15 protein-coding genes are annotated in these 15,335 nt (G+C 73.6%); 10 read left to right on the top strand and 5 right to left on the bottom strand.

What is annotated here, in order from left to right; translation table 11 throughout:
• Positions 1 to 551 precede the first annotated feature (551 nt).
• The 10 genes from AB0G74_RS30885 to AB0G74_RS30840 all read left to right on the top strand — a co-directional run bounded on the left by AB0G74_RS30885 (position 552) and on the right by AB0G74_RS30840 (position 11,391).
• Entirely contained in the window at positions 552 to 911 is a 360-nt protein-coding gene (locus AB0G74_RS30885) for a hypothetical protein (RefSeq protein WP_361152965.1), read from the top strand.
• The gene (locus AB0G74_RS30880) at positions 881 to 1,957 is read left to right on the top strand and encodes a glycosyltransferase family 2 protein (RefSeq protein ID WP_361152962.1); all 1,077 of its coding nucleotides are present in this window, start codon (positions 881 to 883) and stop codon (positions 1,955 to 1,957) included. Before AB0G74_RS30885 ends, AB0G74_RS30880 begins: the two co-directional genes overlap by 31 nt.
• Positions 1,950 to 3,017: a lysylphosphatidylglycerol synthase domain-containing protein gene (locus tag AB0G74_RS30875; protein WP_361152960.1), complete on the top strand. Its 1,068-nt coding sequence runs from the start codon at positions 1,950 to 1,952 to the stop codon at positions 3,015 to 3,017. The genes AB0G74_RS30880 and AB0G74_RS30875 overlap by 8 nt, the downstream gene beginning before the upstream one ends.
• On the top strand, positions 3,014 to 4,459 hold the full coding sequence (locus AB0G74_RS30870; protein WP_361152957.1) for an aminotransferase class III-fold pyridoxal phosphate-dependent enzyme: 1,446 nt from the start codon (positions 3,014 to 3,016) through the stop codon (positions 4,457 to 4,459). Before AB0G74_RS30875 ends, AB0G74_RS30870 begins: the two co-directional genes overlap by 4 nt.
• Entirely contained in the window at positions 4,450 to 5,493 is a 1,044-nt protein-coding gene (locus AB0G74_RS30865; protein ID WP_361152954.1) for an NAD-dependent epimerase/dehydratase family protein, read from the top strand. Before AB0G74_RS30870 ends, AB0G74_RS30865 begins: the two co-directional genes overlap by 10 nt.
• Before the next feature lie 29 nt (positions 5,494 to 5,522).
• The gene (locus AB0G74_RS30860) at positions 5,523 to 6,491 is read left to right on the top strand and encodes a UbiA prenyltransferase family protein (protein ID WP_361152951.1); all 969 of its coding nucleotides are present in this window, start codon (positions 5,523 to 5,525) and stop codon (positions 6,489 to 6,491) included.
• Between the two features lie 90 nt (positions 6,492 to 6,581).
• Positions 6,582 to 7,628 carry a glycosyltransferase family 2 protein gene (locus AB0G74_RS30855; RefSeq protein WP_361152949.1) on the top strand — a complete coding sequence of 349 codons (1,047 nt, stop codon included), beginning with the start codon at positions 6,582 to 6,584 and terminating at the stop codon, positions 7,626 to 7,628.
• Positions 7,625 to 8,929: an endonuclease/exonuclease/phosphatase family protein gene (locus tag AB0G74_RS30850; RefSeq protein ID WP_361152946.1), complete on the top strand. Its 1,305-nt coding sequence runs from the start codon at positions 7,625 to 7,627 to the stop codon at positions 8,927 to 8,929. Before AB0G74_RS30855 ends, AB0G74_RS30850 begins: the two co-directional genes overlap by 4 nt.
• Positions 8,926 to 10,083, top strand: a complete 1,158-nt coding sequence (locus AB0G74_RS30845; RefSeq protein WP_361152943.1) for a glycosyltransferase family 4 protein — start codon at positions 8,926 to 8,928, stop codon at positions 10,081 to 10,083. Before AB0G74_RS30850 ends, AB0G74_RS30845 begins: the two co-directional genes overlap by 4 nt.
• Before the next feature lie 300 nt (positions 10,084 to 10,383).
• The gene (locus tag AB0G74_RS30840) at positions 10,384 to 11,391 is read left to right on the top strand and encodes an aldo/keto reductase (protein WP_361152940.1); all 1,008 of its coding nucleotides are present in this window, start codon (positions 10,384 to 10,386) and stop codon (positions 11,389 to 11,391) included.
• A gap of 110 nt (positions 11,392 to 11,501) precedes the next feature.
• On the opposite strand, the gene AB0G74_RS30835 is transcribed toward AB0G74_RS30840, so the two are convergent.
• From AB0G74_RS30835 to AB0G74_RS30815, 5 genes are all read right to left on the bottom strand, one after another.
• On the bottom strand, positions 11,502 to 12,011 hold the full coding sequence (locus tag AB0G74_RS30835) for a GtrA family protein (RefSeq protein WP_361152938.1): 510 nt from the start codon (positions 12,009 to 12,011) through the stop codon (positions 11,502 to 11,504).
• Between the two features lie 265 nt (positions 12,012 to 12,276).
• Positions 12,277 to 12,666 (bottom strand): hypothetical protein, encoded by a 390-nt coding sequence (locus AB0G74_RS30830; protein ID WP_361152935.1) that lies wholly within the window; start codon positions 12,664 to 12,666, stop codon positions 12,277 to 12,279.
• 184 nt (positions 12,667 to 12,850) lie between these two features.
• On the bottom strand, positions 12,851 to 13,480 hold the full coding sequence (locus AB0G74_RS30825) for a hypothetical protein (RefSeq protein ID WP_361152932.1): 630 nt from the start codon (positions 13,478 to 13,480) through the stop codon (positions 12,851 to 12,853).
• Positions 13,473 to 14,222, bottom strand: coding sequence for an SDR family NAD(P)-dependent oxidoreductase (locus tag AB0G74_RS30820; RefSeq protein WP_361152930.1), 750 nt, complete (start codon positions 14,220 to 14,222; stop codon positions 13,473 to 13,475). Before AB0G74_RS30820 ends, AB0G74_RS30825 begins: the two co-directional genes overlap by 8 nt.
• Positions 14,219 to 15,335, bottom strand: a 1,117-nt coding sequence (locus AB0G74_RS30815) for an AraC family transcriptional regulator (RefSeq protein ID WP_361152928.1), incomplete at its 5' end; no start/stop codon positions are given. The genes AB0G74_RS30815 and AB0G74_RS30820, both read right to left, overlap by 4 nt.

Genomic DNA, 15,335 nt, shown 5'->3' with positions numbered 1-15,335 from the left:
AGGGGTGGGCGCGAGTGCGGGATTCGGCCGGGTAACGCGCGTCCGGACCGGGCGGGGTGGCGCCGGGGTACATCCTCGGCCCTGCCAATGGTATGGACCAGTCGGAGGGCATGGCCGAAAGGTGCCGGGCATCTCCCTGCCAGCGGGTGGGTTCGGCCTGCTCGGCGGCGATCCGCGGACCGGCGCCGGGTGGCCGCCGGGCGCCGGGGAACCGGCGGCCATCCGCCGCTCTGGCCCGGTGTCCGGCGGGCCCGTGAGAATCGGCGGCGGGCCGGAGAGCATCCGGTCCGACTGCCGAGGGGAGCAGACACATGATCAATTCACCGCGTGGGCCCGCGTCCTGTCCCGGCCCGTCCGGCGACCCGTTCACCGACCCGTTCACCGGCTCCTTCGCCGGTCCGTCCGCCGGTCCCCCCGCCGGGACACCCGGCTCCGGGAAATCCGCCGGACCGGCCGTGACCGGCCCGACCGCACCCGCCGCCGACCCGGGAAGACCCCCGGACGGGACCGGACGGGACTGATCCCCGAGCGCGCGCCGCCTCATGTACCTCGTGACCGCGTTGCTGATCCTTGCCGAGGCCAGATGCTCCCCGGGTACCCCCGGGCCCGGTGAACTGGCCGAGATCCTGAGAACGTTCCGGCGGCCCCGGGCCGCCGGTGACACCGCGGTCCCCGCGCATCTGCACGCCGTCGCGGGCCCGGACCGGGTCCACGCCGCCCTGTTCATGGAGGCGGTCGACCCGCTCGACGCCGAGGGCGCCGCCTTCGGATTCCTCACCGGGGCGCTCGCCCGCTGCCCGGACCCCGTCGGCTGGGCGCTGGCGGCCCTGGTCCGGGTCGAGCCGGCCGGTACCGCCGAACCGAGAAGTCAGGGAGTGACATGCCAGGGGAACGACCCACCGTTTCCGTGATCATCCCCGCCTACAACGCGGCGAAGACCCTGGGCACCGTCCTGGAGTCGGTCTACGCCCAGACCCTCGCCCCGCTGGAGGTGGTGGTCGTCGACGACCGCAGTACCGACACCACCCGTACGGTGGCCGGGCGATTCCCCGTCGTGCTAGTGGAATCCCCGGTCAACCGGGGGGTGTCGGCGGCCCGGAACCTCGGCGCCCGGCACAGCCGGGGCGAGATCCTGTTCTATCTCGACTCGGATGTCGCCCTCGCCCCCGACGCCCTCGCCAACGCCGTCGACCTGCTGCTGAGCGATCCGGGCACCGGCTGCGTCCATGGCATCTACGATCCCGAGCCCCTCTACGACGACGGGCCCGTGGAGCGCTACCGGGCCATTCACGCGCACTTCTGGCGCCGCCGCAGCGTCGGTGTGGTCGGTACCGCGATCTTCGCCCTGGCGGCCATGCCCCGCGCCGTCTTCGACGAGGTCGGTCCGTTCGACGAGAACCTGCGGGACTCGGAGGACGTCGAGTACAGCGACCGGCTCGGCGCGGCGTACCGGATCAGGATGACCGAGACCGTGGTGGGGCGGCACGACGACGTCGACCGGCTCGGTCCGATGCTCTCCGAACAGTTCCGCCGCTCGCAGCTGCTGGTCCCGGTGGCGGCGGTGGAGCGCCGGGGCGGCGGCGGTCTGAAGGCCAATCGCCCGGCGGGCGCGCTCGCCGCGGCCCTGGTGCCCGCCACCGTACCGCTCGCTCTGCTCTCGCCCTGGCTGCTGGCGGTACCCGCGGCCTGTCTGCTCTGGTTCGCCCTGGTGGACCCGGGGCTGGCCCGGTTCGCGGTCCGGCGCCGTGGTGTGGGCTTTCTGCCGTGGTTCCTGCTGGCGCACTTCCTGGTCCATCTGGCGCTGGTGTCGGGCGCCCTGGTCGGGGCGGTCCGCTGGCTGGTCGACCCGGGGTTCGGCCCCTCGGTACGACGCCGGAAGGACCGTACGCCCGCCGGGTCGTCCGGCGGTGCCACGGGTGGGGCGGCACGAGCCCGGCGGCGGTTGGCCGGTGAGTGACCCCGTACCGGCCCGCCCGGCCCCGGGCCCCACCACGGACGACGGGCCGGACCCGGAGAGACCGTACGGCCCGGGGCAGCCGCCGGGTCCCCCGGCCGGTGCCCGGCGCTCGACGCGCTCCCGGGTCCTGCGCGCCGCCGCCGCCGTCGTCCTGCTCGGCGCGACGGCGCTGGCCGTCGGCGGCGCGCTCGACGGCGCGGGTACGGAACTGGCGGCCGCCGCCCGGCGGCCCGGCGGGGCCGTGCTGCTGGCCGCCGCCGTCCTCGCCAACGCGGCCGGGCTGATGCTGTCCATGCTCTCCTGGCGCGTCCTGGTCGCGGACGGCGAGACCCGGCTCCCGGCGCCCGTCGCCGCCCGGATCTTCTTCATCGGCTTCATCAGCAAGTTCGTGCCCGGCCGGATCTGGGGCGTACTCGCCCATGTCCAGCTCGGCCGGGACGCCGGAGTGGCGCCCGAACGGATGCTGGCCGGATTCGGGCTCGGGCTGGTGATCGGCATCGCCACCGGCGCGGGCGCCGGACTGCTGACGGCCCCCGCCGTCCTCGGCGGCCACGCCTGGGCGCTCGCCCCGCTGGTACTGCTGGCCGTCGCCGCCTACGTACGGCCCGGCTGGGTTAACCACCTGGTGGCCCGCGCCCTGCGACTGGCCCGGCGGCCCCCGGTCGCACCCGGCTCCGCCCGGGCCGTCCGCCGCTCGATCCTGCTCGCCCTGGCGTCCTGGGCCGTCTCCGGACTGCATCTGTGGGCGCTGGTCGTCCTGTTCGGCGCCCCGGCGGGCCCCGCGCTCCCGGTGGCCGTCGGCGGCTTCGCCCTCGCCACCGTCGCGGGCAGCCTCGCCTTCGTCCTGCCCGACGGCATCGGCGCCCGCGAACTGGTCCTGCTCGCCCCGCTGACCGCCGTGATGCCCCTCACCGCCGCCACCGCAGCGGTGATCGCCAGCCGGCTGGTCTGCGTCCTCAGCGAGATCGCCGCCACCGGTGCCGCCCTGCTCTGGGCCAAGCTCGCCGCCCCCGCGCCCGGCGCCCTGTCCCGTACCACCGTCCCGGAAGGGGTCCGATGACCTCCGCAGCACCACTGATCAGCCTCGACGAGGCCGAACAGCTGACCGTACGCCAAGTCCACGACCTGTACCGCTCGTACGTCAACCGGAGCCAGGTCTCCCTGATGACCTCCTTCGGCTTCGGCCGGGAACTCGTCGACCACGCCGAGGGCGCCTGGATCCACACCCGCGACGGCCGCCGCATCCTGGACTTCACCGGCGGCGTCGGCGTACTCAACCACGGCCACAACCACCCCCGCGTCCTGGCCGCCCGCCGCCGGTTCCAGGAACGGCGCCGGATGGAGGTCCACAAGACCTACTTCTCGCCCTACGTCGCCGCCCTCGGCCACAACCTGGCCCGGCTGCTCCCGGGCGACCTCACCCAGTCCTTCTTCCCCAACTCGGGCGCGGAGGCGGTGGAGGGCGCGGTGAAGCTCGCGTACAAGTACCACTCGGGGCGGCGCGGCCGGATCCTCCACGCCGACATCAGCTTCCACGGCAAACTCCTCGGCTCCGGCAGCCTCACCGGCAGCGCCCAGTCCGCCGCCTTCGCCTTCCCCGGCATCCCCGGCGTCTCCTCCTTCACCTACGGCGACCTGGAGTCGGTCCGCGCGGCCGTCGCCGCCGCCCGCGACGCCAAGGGCCGCTGCGACGTCTACGCCGTCCTGATCGAACCGTTCTCCGCCTCCACCATGAACGAGTGCTCCGAGGAGTTCCTGCGCGGACTGCGGGAACTGTGCACCGCCGAGGACATCGTGCTGATCTTCGACGAGATCTACACCGGCTGGGGCAAGACCGGCAGCCTCTTCCACTTCACCCGCTACCCGGGGCTCGTACCCGACGTGGTCACCACCTCCAAGTCCTTCGGCGGCGGCAAATCGTCCATCTCCGCCTTCATCGCCCGCGAGCCCGTCTTCAGGAAGGCGTACGACAGCCTCGGCGACGCCATGCTCCAGTCCACCAGCACCACCTACTACGGCTTCGGCGAGGAGACCGCCACCGCCATCGAGGCCGTCAACATCGCCATCGAGGACGACTATCCGGCCCGCGCCCGCGCCCTCGAACGGGTCCTCGCCCCCGGACTCGCCCGGCTGCGGAAGCAGTTCCCCGACATCATCGCCGACACCCGGGGCTCCGGCGCGCTCCACGGAGTCTTCCTCGACGGCGGCCCCCGCGTCCTCGACCTCGCCGCCAAACTCGCCCCCGGCGGCCTCGCCCGCGATCCGCTGCTCAGGACCAAACTGATCACCTGCGCCGTGATCAACGCCATGTACCAGGACCACGACATCTTCCTCTACTACACCCTCAACGGCCGCAGCCCCCTGGTCGTCGCCCCGCCCCTGGTCGCCGAACCCGCCGACGCGGAACTCTTCCTCGACGCCTTCGAACAGACCCTCGCCAAGGGCCTCACCCGGCTGCTCACCTCCTTCGTCAAGGACAAGGCGGTCTCCCGATGGGCCTGAGCGTCGCCGTCACCGGAGCCGCGGGCATGCTCGGCTCCCATCTCGTCGCCCGGCTGGCCGCCGACGGCCACGACGTCACCGGCGTCGACCTGCGCCCCGCCGAACACACCCCGTCCGGCGCCCGGCACCTGATCGCCGATATCCGCGACGGCGCCGCCCTGGACCGCGCCTTCGCCGGGGCCGACGCGCTGGTGCACTGCGCCGCCGCCCTGCCCAGCTACCCCGTCGACCAGATCCGCTCCATCACCGTCGACGGCACCCGCACCGTGCTCACCGCCGCCGAACGGGCCCGGATCCCGCGCGTCACGCATATCTCCTCCACCGCCGTCTACGGACTCCCCAAGCGAGTCCCCACCCCCGAGGAGCACCCGCGCGAACCCGTCGACCCGTACAGCCGCGCCAAAGCCGAGGCCGAGGAGGTCTGCGAGGAGTTCCGGGCCCGCGGCATGTGCCTGCCGGTACTCCGGCCCAAGACCTTCGTCGGCCCCGGCCGGATGGGGCTGTTCTCGATGCTCTTCGAATGGGCCGACGAGAAACGGAACTTCCCGGTCCTGGGCCGGGGCGACGTCCGGATCCAGATGTTCGGCATGGCCGACCTGGTCGATGTGGTGATCCGCGTCCTGGAGGCGCCGCCGGAGACCGCCAATGACGTCTACAACGTCGGCGCCGCCGAGTTCGGCACCATACGCGAGGACTTCCAGGCCGTCCTCGACGCCGCGGGACACGGCAAGAGAGTCGTCTCGCTCCCCGCCGGACCGGCCCTCGCCGTACTCCGCGGACTGGAACGCAGCGGCCTCTCACCCGTCTACGGACGGCTGCTCTACAAGCTCCTCGACGACAGCTATGTCGACATCAGTCGGGCCACGGAACGGCTCGGCTTCCGACCCCGGCAGTCCAACCGGGACGCCGTGCTGCGCACCTACGACTGGTGGCGCACCCTGCCGCCCGCCCGCGCCACCACCGGCACCGGCGGCCGGACCAGCCGCGACCCCTGGAGACAGGGCGCGCTCGGGCTGGCCAAGGTCTTCTTCTGACCCCTGACCCAGCAGTGGAGAACCCCGTCGTGGACATCCCGAAGTTCTCCGCCGCGCCCGTGCGCGTGGCGGCCCCACCCGCCTTCGTCACCCCGCCCGCGGCCACCGGCCCCCGGAGCCGGCCCCGGCCCCTGGCGGACCTGCTGGCCCTGGTCAGACCAGGCCAGTGGGTCAAGAACCTGGCCGTCGTCCCACTCGCCCTGCTCGACACCCGTACCTGGACGCCGTCCGGCGCCGGACGGATCCTCTGGGCCCTGACCGTCTTCACCCTCGCCTCCGCGATCGTCTATGTGATCAACGACCTCGCCGACCGCGAACGCGACCGGCTCCACCCGGCCAAGCGGCACCGCCCGCTGGCCGCCGGGCGGATCGGCACCGGCGGGGCGCTCGCCCTGACCGCCGTCCTGGCCGCCGCGCTCACCGGGGCCGTACTGCCCCGGCCCATCGCCGAATGGTGGCCCGTCACCGTCTATCTGCTGCTCAGCCTGAGCTACAGCCGGGGACTGAAACACATCCCCCTGCTCGACGCGTTCATCGTCGCCACCGGATTCGTCCTCCGGCTCGCCCTGGGCTGCGCCGCCGTCGGCAGACCCGTACCGCAGTGGCTCGCCGTCTGCGTCTTCTCCTTCTGCCTGCTGCTCTCCCTCGGCAAACGCCGCCATGAACTCACCGCCGCCGAACCGGGCCACCGCCCCGCCCTGAGCGGCTACACCATCGGCTTTGTCGACCATCTGATCGGACTGATCGCCGGTCTGACCGCCGTCTCCTATCTGCTCTTCCTCGACGAGGACCCCGTCTTCGCGGGCGCGGCCCACACCACGGCCCTGCTCTCCGCGCTCTGCGCCGTCTTCGGACTGGCCCGCTACCTCCAGGTACTGCTGGTCGAAGAGGGCGGCGGCGACCCCGTCCGGGTACTGCTCCGCGACCGGGCCACCCTCGTCAACTCGGCGCTGTGGGCCGTACTCATCGGCACCGCCCTGCTCCTGGCGGCCCCCTAGACCGCCCCGCCCCGCCCCGGCCCGACCGCCGGTGCCCGCCGTACGACCCCGCCCGCCCCCCTTCCGACCACCCGAGAGGCACGGCCCGACATGTCCAGCCCCACCGGAAACCCCCTGGTCTCGGTCGTCGTCCCGAACTACAACTACGGCCGCGCGCTGGAGCTCTGTCTGCGCGCGGCCCAGGCCCAGACCTATCGGCCGCTGGAGATCCTGCTCGCCGACGACTGCAGTACCGACGACTCGGTGGCCGTCGCCCGGTCCCTCGGCGTACGGGTCGTCAGTACCGGGGTCAACAGCGGAGTCGCCCACGCCCGCAACACAGGCGCCGACCACGCCCGCGGCGAGATCGTGGTCTTCGTCGACTCCGACGTCGCCATGGAACCGGACGCCGTCGCCAACGCGGTCGCCCTGCTCCGTACGGACCCCCGGATCGGCGCGGTCTGCGGCACCTACGACGCCGAACCCCTGATCCGCGACAGCCGGATCGAGGAGTACCGCTGCCTCCACCAGTACTACTGGCTCGCCGAACACGAGGGCCGGATCGGCACTCTTCATACCGCGATCTGCGCCATCCCGGCCGCCGTCTTCGCCGAGATCGGACCGTTCAACCGGGGACTGCGGCACACCGAGGACGGCGACTACGCCGCCCGGATCCGCCGCCGCTACGAGGTCCACAGCTCCACCACCGTCCGGGGCCGCCACGACCACGACGACACCTGGCGGGTGGTGCTCCGCAAGGTCTTCCACCGCACCCGCCTGCACATCCCCCTCTACGTCGACCGGCGCGACCTGCCGGGCGGGATCGCCACCGGACCGCGCGCCGGAGCCAGCGTCGCCGCCCTGCTGGCCCTGGTCACCCTGCCCCTCATCCTGCTCGGCGCCGTCTGGGCGCTGCTGCCCGCCGCCCTGGCCGCGGGCTCCCTGCTCGCCGACCGGTCCCTGTACGCCTTCGTCCTCCGGCGCAAGGGGTACGGCTTCACCGGCTACTTCGCCCTGGCGCACTTCGCCGTCAACGCCGTCATCGCCCTCGGGGCGGGTATCGGAGTCCTCCAGTGGCTGACCTCACGGCGATTCCGCCGCCTGTACGACCCGCCCGAGCCCCGTGACACCGGCCGGACCGCCGGGGCGACCGCGTGAACACCCCCGCTGGATCCGACACCGGAACGGACACCGAGCAGCGCCGGGACCCCGACGGCGGGCCCGGCCCGGTCTCCGAGGCCGGCCCGGGGGGCGGCCGGCGGCCCGGCGGCCTTACGGAGCCCGGGGACGCGCCGTTCACCGACGCCCCGGCCGGTCCGGGTGCCGGGCCCGCCACCCCGGGCCCCCGCGCCCGGGCGGGCCGGATCGCCGGTACGGCGCTCTGCGCCCTCGCGGCCCTCTGGGCGCTGAACACCGTTCTCAGGACCGCCTTCAGCGGACGGTGGTGGCTCTGGAACGGAATCGACCTCGCCCCACCGCTCGCCTATCTGGCCGTCCCCCTCGCCCTGCTGCTCCCCGCCGCCCTGCTCCGGCGGCGGCGCCGGATCACCCTGCCCCTGCTCGTCCTCGCCCTGCTGCTGGGCGCCGGACAGTCAGGGATCCACCCCGGCGCCCTGCTGCGCGACCGGGGACCCGTCCCCGCCGATGCCCTGCGCGTCGTCACCTGGAACACCTTCTTCTGGCACCAGGACGCCGACCCCGACCGCTTCTTCGACTATCTGCGCCGCTACGACGCCGATGTCTATCTGCTCCAGGAGTACCAGAACGCCCGCGGGGACCGGCCCGTCCCGATCGACGACCTCGCCCGGCTCAGGGCCGCCTTCCCCGGCTACCGGATCGCCACCGACGGGGCGTTCCTCACCCTCTCCCGCCACCCCGTCACCCTGCGGCGCGCCCTGCGCCCCGCCGGACTGCCCCCGCCCCCCACCGACTGGCCCGACTACTGGAACGTCCGGGTGGTGCGGACCGACATCGAGGTCGACGGCCGCACCCTGTCGCTCTACAACACCCATCTGCCCGACCTGCTGAACGTCGACCGCAATCCGCTGACCCCGTCGTACTACCGCGAGGTCGGCTCGCACGCCCACCGCCGACAGCTCCATCTGCGCGCGCTCCGCGCCGACCTCGACGCCAACCCCAACCCGGTGGTACTCGGCGGCGATCTCAACACCCTGCCGGGCAGCGCCGACCTGCGCTGGTTCCGGGGGCTGCGCGACACCGCCGAGTCCGGTACGGATCTCTACCCGGCGACGTTCCCGGCCGGACCGGCCGCGCTGTGGCGGCTCGACTGGACCTTCGCCTCGCCGGACGTCGAGATCCACCGCCAGTCCCTGGACGATCCGCCCGCCGGGCTCTCCACCCACCGACTGATCCTGCTCCGGCTCTCCCCGCCGGACCGTCCGCCCGCCGGGGCCGACGGCGACCGCACGGGACCGGACGACCCGAAGGCGCTGCCATGACCACCAGCCGGGCCACCCGCCCCCACCGCTACGACCTGACCGTCGCCCTCACCTACTACCTGCCCTACACCAGTGGACTGACCGAGGTGGCCCGGGCGGTCGCCGAAGGGCTCGCCGCCCGGGGCCGCCGGGTCGCCGTGGTCGCCTCCCGGCACGATCCGGCCTCGCCCCGGCGGGAGCGCGTCAACGGGGTGGACGTGTTCCGGGCGCCCGTCGCCGCCCGGATCGGGCGCGGTGTCCTCAGCCCCGGCTTCGTCCCGCTGGCCGCCCGGCTGGCCCGGGCCTCCCGCGCCGTCAACATCCATCTGCCGATGCTGGAGGCCGGACCGCTGGCACTGCTGGCCGGACGTACCCCCGTGATCACCACCCACCACGACGACGTCTGGCTGCCGCCCGGCCGCTCGGCCGGGCTCCAGATCCCCGTGGTGGACGCCTCGGTGGCGACCGCCCTGCGCCGCTCTGCCGCCGTCGTGGTCAACAACACCGATCACGCCGACCACTCCCGGCACCGGGCGCTGATGGGGGACAGGCTCGCGGTGATCGCCCCGCCGTGCCGGCAGCGCGAACCGGCCCCCGCCACGTTCCGGGACGGGCCGGGCCCGCATATCGGGTTCCTCGGCCGGATCGCCCCCGAGAAGGGGCTGCACCATCTGGTCGACGCCTTCCGCGCCATCGGGGACCCCGCCGCCCGGCTGCTGATCGCGGGGGACTACTCGAAGGTCGCGGGCGGCAGTGTCGTAGGGGAGTTGCGGGAACGCTCCGCCGGGGATCCCCGGATCCGGTTCACCGGCTTCCTGACGGACGATCAAGTAGCCGAGTTCTACGCCTCCCTGGACGTCTTCGCACTGCCGTCGGTGGCCGAGGAGTCGTTCGGCATCTCGCAGACCGAGGCGATGATGACGGGAGTCCCGTCGGTCGCCTGCGACGCCCCCGGGATGCGGGTACCCGTCGCCAGTACCGGTTTCGGCAGGCTCGTCCCGCCCGGGGACTCCGGCGCGCTCGCCGCGGCCCTGCTGGAGACCGCCGCCTTCTCGCCCGGGCGGCGGACCGAGGGGGCCCGGGCCACCCGGGCCCGGTACGGCACCGACAGCTGTCTGGACCGTTACGACGAACTGCTGGCCGCGCTCGAAACGGACGGCCGGGTGCACGTCTGACGGTCCGTGCGCACCTCTGAGCAGCCGATTCGCCGAAGAGCGACGGAATCTGACGGTCCGTAGGCTCAAATAATTCTCGCGGTGATGTGGATCACCTGTGGGATGATGGAGGCCGGGCCGGGGACCGGTCACGTCCACCATGCCGTCGGTTGACGTACCGGATCCGCGCCCCCGGGGCCCGTCCGGCCGTGTCGTCGTCCGGGAGGCGGGGGAGCCCCGGGGCTCAGCGCCGACCGCTTCGCCGGTCCGCCCCGCGCCCGCCTTCCGTATGCGAACCGAACTGCCGAGAGGACATCGACCATGCGTCAACGCTTCCTGGGATCGACCGGCCTGGTGGTAAGCGAACTCTGCCTGGGCGCCATGACGTTCGGGCGGGAGAGCGCCGAGGAGGAGTCCCACGCGATCCTGGACCGATACACCGAGGCGGGCGGCAACTTCATCGATACCGCCGACATCTACTCGGCGGGCGCCTCCGAGGAGATCCTGGGCCGCTGGCTCAAGAACCGGCGCCGGGACGATCTGGTGATCGCCACCAAGGTCCGTTACGGCACCGGCGACAGCCCCAACGACCGGGGTCTGGGCCGCAAGCATCTGATCGCCGGGGTCGAGGCCAGTCTGCGCAGACTCGGTACCGACCACATAGATCTGTACCAGGTGCACGCCTGGGACCCCGCGACCCCGCTGGAGGAGACCCTCTCCACCCTCGACACCCTGGTGAAGTCCGGCAAGGTCCGCTATCTGGGGGCCAGCAACTTCACCGGCTGGCAGCTCCAGAAGGCCCTGGACCTCAGCAAGCAGCACGGCTGGGAGCGCTTCGTCGCCCTCCAGCCGCTCTACAACCTGCTGGACCGCTCCACCGAGTGGGAGCTGATCGAGGTGGCCCGGCAGGAGGGGCTCGGCGTCATTCCGTGGAGCCCGCTGCGCGGCGGCTGGCTCAGCGGAAAGATCCGGCGCGGCGACACCGCCCCACCGGCGGGCAGCCGGGTGGAGACGGCCGAGCGGTTCGGCTGGGGCGAGTCGTGGAGCGCGTACCAGGACGAGCGGACCTGGCGGGTCCTGGACGCCCTCTTCGAGGTGGCCGAGCGGAGCGGGCTGACCCCGGCCCAGGTCGCCGTCGCCTGGCTCGGCGGGCGGCCCGCGGTCACCGCCCCCATCGTCGGCGCCCGCACGCTGGACCAGCTGGAGAACGTCCTCGGCGCGGCCGATGTCGATCTCGACCCGGCCGACGCGGAGCTGCTGACCAAGGCGGGCGACCAGCCGCTGCCGTATCCGTACAGCGTCATCGCCACGGATCCGGCCGAGCGCTGACCCGCCCGTCGGACCGTCGGGCCCGTCGACCGCGGTGATCACGGCGATCGCGCGGAACCCGTGAACGGCCCCCGCCCGGACGAATCGGGCGGGGGCCGTTCGGCGGTCCGTCAGGCCGCGGGGCAGAGGGCCCGGGGACCGGCGGGCGCCGGGGTAGCGGCCACGGTCACGGTCCGGACGGCGGTCGTCGTCCGGCCCCGGCCCCGGGCGAAGACGACCAGCCGCAGCACCGCGAACCGGGCGACTCCGGCGACCGCCGAGGCGGAGAGATAGACGATCTGCTGGAGAGCCGCGCCCGGCGCCTCCGCCACGGCGTGCAGAGCGAGCATCGCGGCGCCGGTCACCGCGTACCCCGCCACCGCGGTACCGGCCGACTGGACGTGCTGGCGCCAAGTGGCGCGCCCGCCCGTGCCGAAGGTGAAGCGGGCGTGCAGCTCGGTGGCGACCAGGGTCGAGATCACGGTGATCACGGCGTTGGCCACGAACCAGGGCATCCAGGAAGCGGCGGCGGTCACGGCGAAACTGGAGGCCAGGCCCGTTCCGCCGCCGCAGGCCACGAACCGGGCGAAGGCCGACCGGCCCGTCGTCCGATTGGTGTCGTCCGCCGCGTGCCGTTCCATGCCGCCCCCTTGTTCCCGCTCCCCGAGCACCCCGGTCAAGCCGCCGGGGCATCGCTTACGGCGCAAGCATGACACATCGATGGCGCCATGTGCCACTTAATTTGGCGCCATGATGGTTGTTGGGTGGCGCCGAGGGGTGTGGAGGGGGCGGGGGAGGGGGTCGGGGAAACGCGAAGACCGGCCGGGCCCGGTGACTGACGTACCGTCATCGGAACCCGGCCGGCCGGATCGATCGCACGGGCGCCGTCACCGGGCCCGGGAACCCCTACTCCTGGAAGGGGCCGGTGCCCTTGCAGACACCGGGGCGGCCGTTCCAGCACAGCTCCATCGCGTAGTAGGCGGTACCACTGATCGGGACCTGCAGCGTGTCGCAGCCCGCGTCGCCGCCGTCGTCCACGACCGCGATGGTGGTCCAGCCCGCCGCCCCGTGCAGAATCGAGAGCGTGCCCGTGACGCCGTGGCCGTCGGCCCGGGTGTCGCAGACCTGGATCCGGTCCGGATCCGCGTCGAGATGGGCCATCGTGCCGACCTTGTTGCCGTTGTGGCTCAGGGAGAAGGAAAGATTGGCCGCATGAGCGGTGCTCACATTCGCCAGGGCCAGTGCCATCGCCGCACCACCGGCGATCGCGACACGCGAGATCCAACGCTTGGCCATGAGTTGCTCCTCTGGGAGATCGGCCCGGGCCCGGTGGGGCGCCGGAGCGGGCGCCCTGTCCCCGGGGCGCCCTGAGCGGCCCGGTCCGCGTCCCACGGGATTCCGGTGCCTGCTCCATGCAATCGGCGCCGTACCCCGGTCACAACCCCTACCGCCCCCAGTGCCCCGCCCTCACCCCAGTCCCTCACGCCACGGTCGGCATACCGGTTGACACCCGCGCGGGGCCGGGCCCGGCGGCCGTGCGCAGGGCCTCCGCCTCCGTCAGTACCCGGTCGATCCGGCGGAACCGGCGCAACAGCCGGGGTGCCCGGGCACCGGCCGCCGCCAGCAGCGCCACCGGCAGGGGACGGCCCACCAGTACGGCGACCCCGATCGACCAGGGCGGCACCCCCGCCAGCGCGCAGACCAGCACCGCCGCCCGGGGCGTCCACGGCAGCAGGGCGAGTACGGCCACGGCCAGGGCCCCGTACTCGGTCACGAACCCGCCCGCCTCCCGTAGCTCACCGGCGCCGCCGAGGACCGGGCCGACGGCCTCCAGCAGCCGGGGCCCGACCGCCCGGACCGCCGTCGCCACCAGGAACGCCCCCAGGGCCGAGGCGATGACGAAGGTCAGGGCGATCGCCCGCCACCGCCGGGGCCGCAGCGCCGAGAGCCCCGTCAGCAGGACCTGGTTGGGCAGCACCGGCAACGCGTAGTCGCCGAGCGGGAAGACGGCCACCGCCGGCAGGAACCACGGCCGGTGCGCGGCCCGGTCCAGCCGGATCAGCAGCCGCGCGGTACGGCCCGCCGCCGGTGTCCCCGGCGCGTCAGCCATGGCGCAGCGCCCGGTAGCCGAGCGACGGCGCGACCCGCATCAGGGCGGGCAGCAGCGCGGCCTTGCCGACCCGGATCTCCGTACGGCCGCGCCGGATCCCGTCGACGATCGCATCGGCCGTCTCCGCCGGGCTGATCTTGCCCCGGCCCCGGCCCGCGGTCATGTCCGTGTCGACCAGCGGCAGGAGCACGTCCACCACCAGGATCTGCGGCGCCGCGTCCTCGCACTGGTAGCGCAGGGCCCGGGTGAAGGTACGGACCCCCGCCTTCGTGGCGCAGTACACGGGCGCCGACGGTTTGGGGACGACGGCCAGCCCGCTGCCGATATTGACGATCGCGGCCGACGGCAGACTCCGGAAATGCGGCAGCAGCGCCGTCGAGAGAGTGATCACGGCATCGAGATTGACCGCCAGTTCGCGCCGGAGCACCGGTCGCAGTTCGCGCGGGTCGCCGGTGACGAAGTCGCTGAGATGCTGTACCCCGGCGTTGTTGACGACGACGGAGAGGTCCGGATGCCGATGCGGGAGCCGGTCCGCGAAGGCGTCGACGGCGTCCGGGTCCGCGAGGTCCAGCGCCTCGGGCGACACCCGGTCGCTGTACGCGGCCGTGAGCTCCGCGAGCCCGCCGGGATCCCGGCCCACGGCCACGACATGCGCGCCGAGTCCGGTGAGCCGGTGCGTCAGGGCCCGTCCGATGCCGCGGGTCGCGCCCGTGACGAGAACCGTTCTGCCGCTGAGGTTCATGATGTCCTTCGTCTGGTCGGTTCGCCGGCGCGGCCCGTTCGCCCGCCGGGCTCCTGGAACACGGAGCGGTAGACGGCTGGCGTCAAAGCGGTCCGCCGCCCGAACTGGCGGGTGAAATGGGGCTGGTCCGCATAGCCGCAGACGAAGCCGATCACCCCGATCGGATGGTCGCCGCCGATCAGCAGCTCGGCGGCGGCCTCCGAGCGCACCGCGGCCAGCAGCCCGCTGAAGCCGCCCGCCCCCGCCAGTCGCCGCTGAAGACTCCGGGCCGGTACGCCCAGTTCGGCCGCGAGGGCTCCGAGGGTCCAGCGCCGCGCGGGGTCGGCGGCCATCAGCCGCCGGGTCAGGGCGACCTCGTCCCGGCCCACCGCTCCCGATGCCGCCGCTTTCCCCGCTGTCCCGGGCTCTTTCGGGTTCGCGGTCTCGCCGGTCATTCCGGTACGGCTGCCGTCGCCGGGGGCCGCGGCCGACCAGGCGAACTGCCATACGCCGCCGCCCGTACGGGGCGGAGGCGCCCGGAACGAGCCGTCCGAGAACACCGTCACCGGCCGGTCGGCGCCCGCCGTGACCCGGACGTCCCGCGCGCCCGACAGGGTGAGCAGCGCCGTCAGCACACCGAGGACGAGGGCGTCCTCGGCGGGTTCCGGCGGCGCCCCGGGCGGCCCGATGTGCTCGACGACGAGATGCCGAGGCCCGTACTCCCGGACGGCCGTCCGGTGCCGGGAGTGCTGGAACCGCTCCAGCCGCCGCCACCGTTCGAACAGATCCCTCGGGTCGACGGCCTTCAGCAGCGCGGCGATCAGCGGATCCGAGGTGGCCGCCGAGAGGGCGGAGCCGACCCGCAGCAGCGGCAGCAGACCGTGCTCACGGGCGATTTCCGCGACATACGCGCGTTTCGCGGCCGGTGGCAGCAGGGCGCCGCCGGTCACGGGGGCGACCGCCCGGATACCCTCGGCGGCCAGCGCGCGCTGGGCCAGCTCCAGCAGCCTGGCGCTCGCGTACTCCTCCATGCCCGTCCCCTTCGTTCCCCGGACCCGCCACACCACCAGCACCACCACCCGCAGCTCCGTACCGTCCGCGTCGGCGGCGGGCAGCGGCAGGCTCCGCCAGTGC

Origin of the sequence: Streptomyces sp. NPDC020875 (assembly GCF_040641415.1) — a bacterium.
Classification (GTDB): Bacteria; Actinomycetota; Actinomycetes; order Streptomycetales; family Streptomycetaceae; genus Streptomyces.
The sequence above is the reverse complement of the archived record's forward strand: the minus strand, read 5'-3'. Positions and strand labels throughout refer to the sequence as shown.

What these genes read in the sequence shown, in the direction of transcription:
- AB0G74_RS30880 (WP_361152962.1), top strand. Translation starts at nt 881, where the DNA reads ATGCCAGGGGAACGACCCACCGTTTCCGTGATCATCCCCGCCTACAAC.
- AB0G74_RS30870 (WP_361152957.1), top strand. Translation starts at nt 3,014, where the DNA reads ATGACCTCCGCAGCACCACTGATCAGCCTCGACGAGGCCGAACAGCTG.
- AB0G74_RS30865 (WP_361152954.1), top strand. Translation starts at nt 4,450, where the DNA reads ATGGGCCTGAGCGTCGCCGTCACCGGAGCCGCGGGCATGCTCGGCTCC.
- AB0G74_RS30855 (WP_361152949.1), top strand. Translation starts at nt 6,582, where the DNA reads ATGTCCAGCCCCACCGGAAACCCCCTGGTCTCGGTCGTCGTCCCGAAC.
- AB0G74_RS30845 (WP_361152943.1), top strand. Translation starts at nt 8,926, where the DNA reads ATGACCACCAGCCGGGCCACCCGCCCCCACCGCTACGACCTGACCGTC.
- AB0G74_RS30840 (WP_361152940.1), top strand. Translation starts at nt 10,384, where the DNA reads ATGCGTCAACGCTTCCTGGGATCGACCGGCCTGGTGGTAAGCGAACTC.
- AB0G74_RS30835 (WP_361152938.1), bottom strand. Translation starts at nt 12,011, where the DNA reads ATGGAACGGCACGCGGCGGACGACACCAATCGGACGACGGGCCGGTCG.
- AB0G74_RS30830 (WP_361152935.1), bottom strand. Translation starts at nt 12,666, where the DNA reads ATGGCCAAGCGTTGGATCTCGCGTGTCGCGATCGCCGGTGGTGCGGCG.
- AB0G74_RS30825 (WP_361152932.1), bottom strand. Translation starts at nt 13,480, where the DNA reads ATGGCTGACGCGCCGGGGACACCGGCGGCGGGCCGTACCGCGCGGCTG.
- AB0G74_RS30820 (WP_361152930.1), bottom strand. Translation starts at nt 14,222, where the DNA reads ATGAACCTCAGCGGCAGAACGGTTCTCGTCACGGGCGCGACCCGCGGC.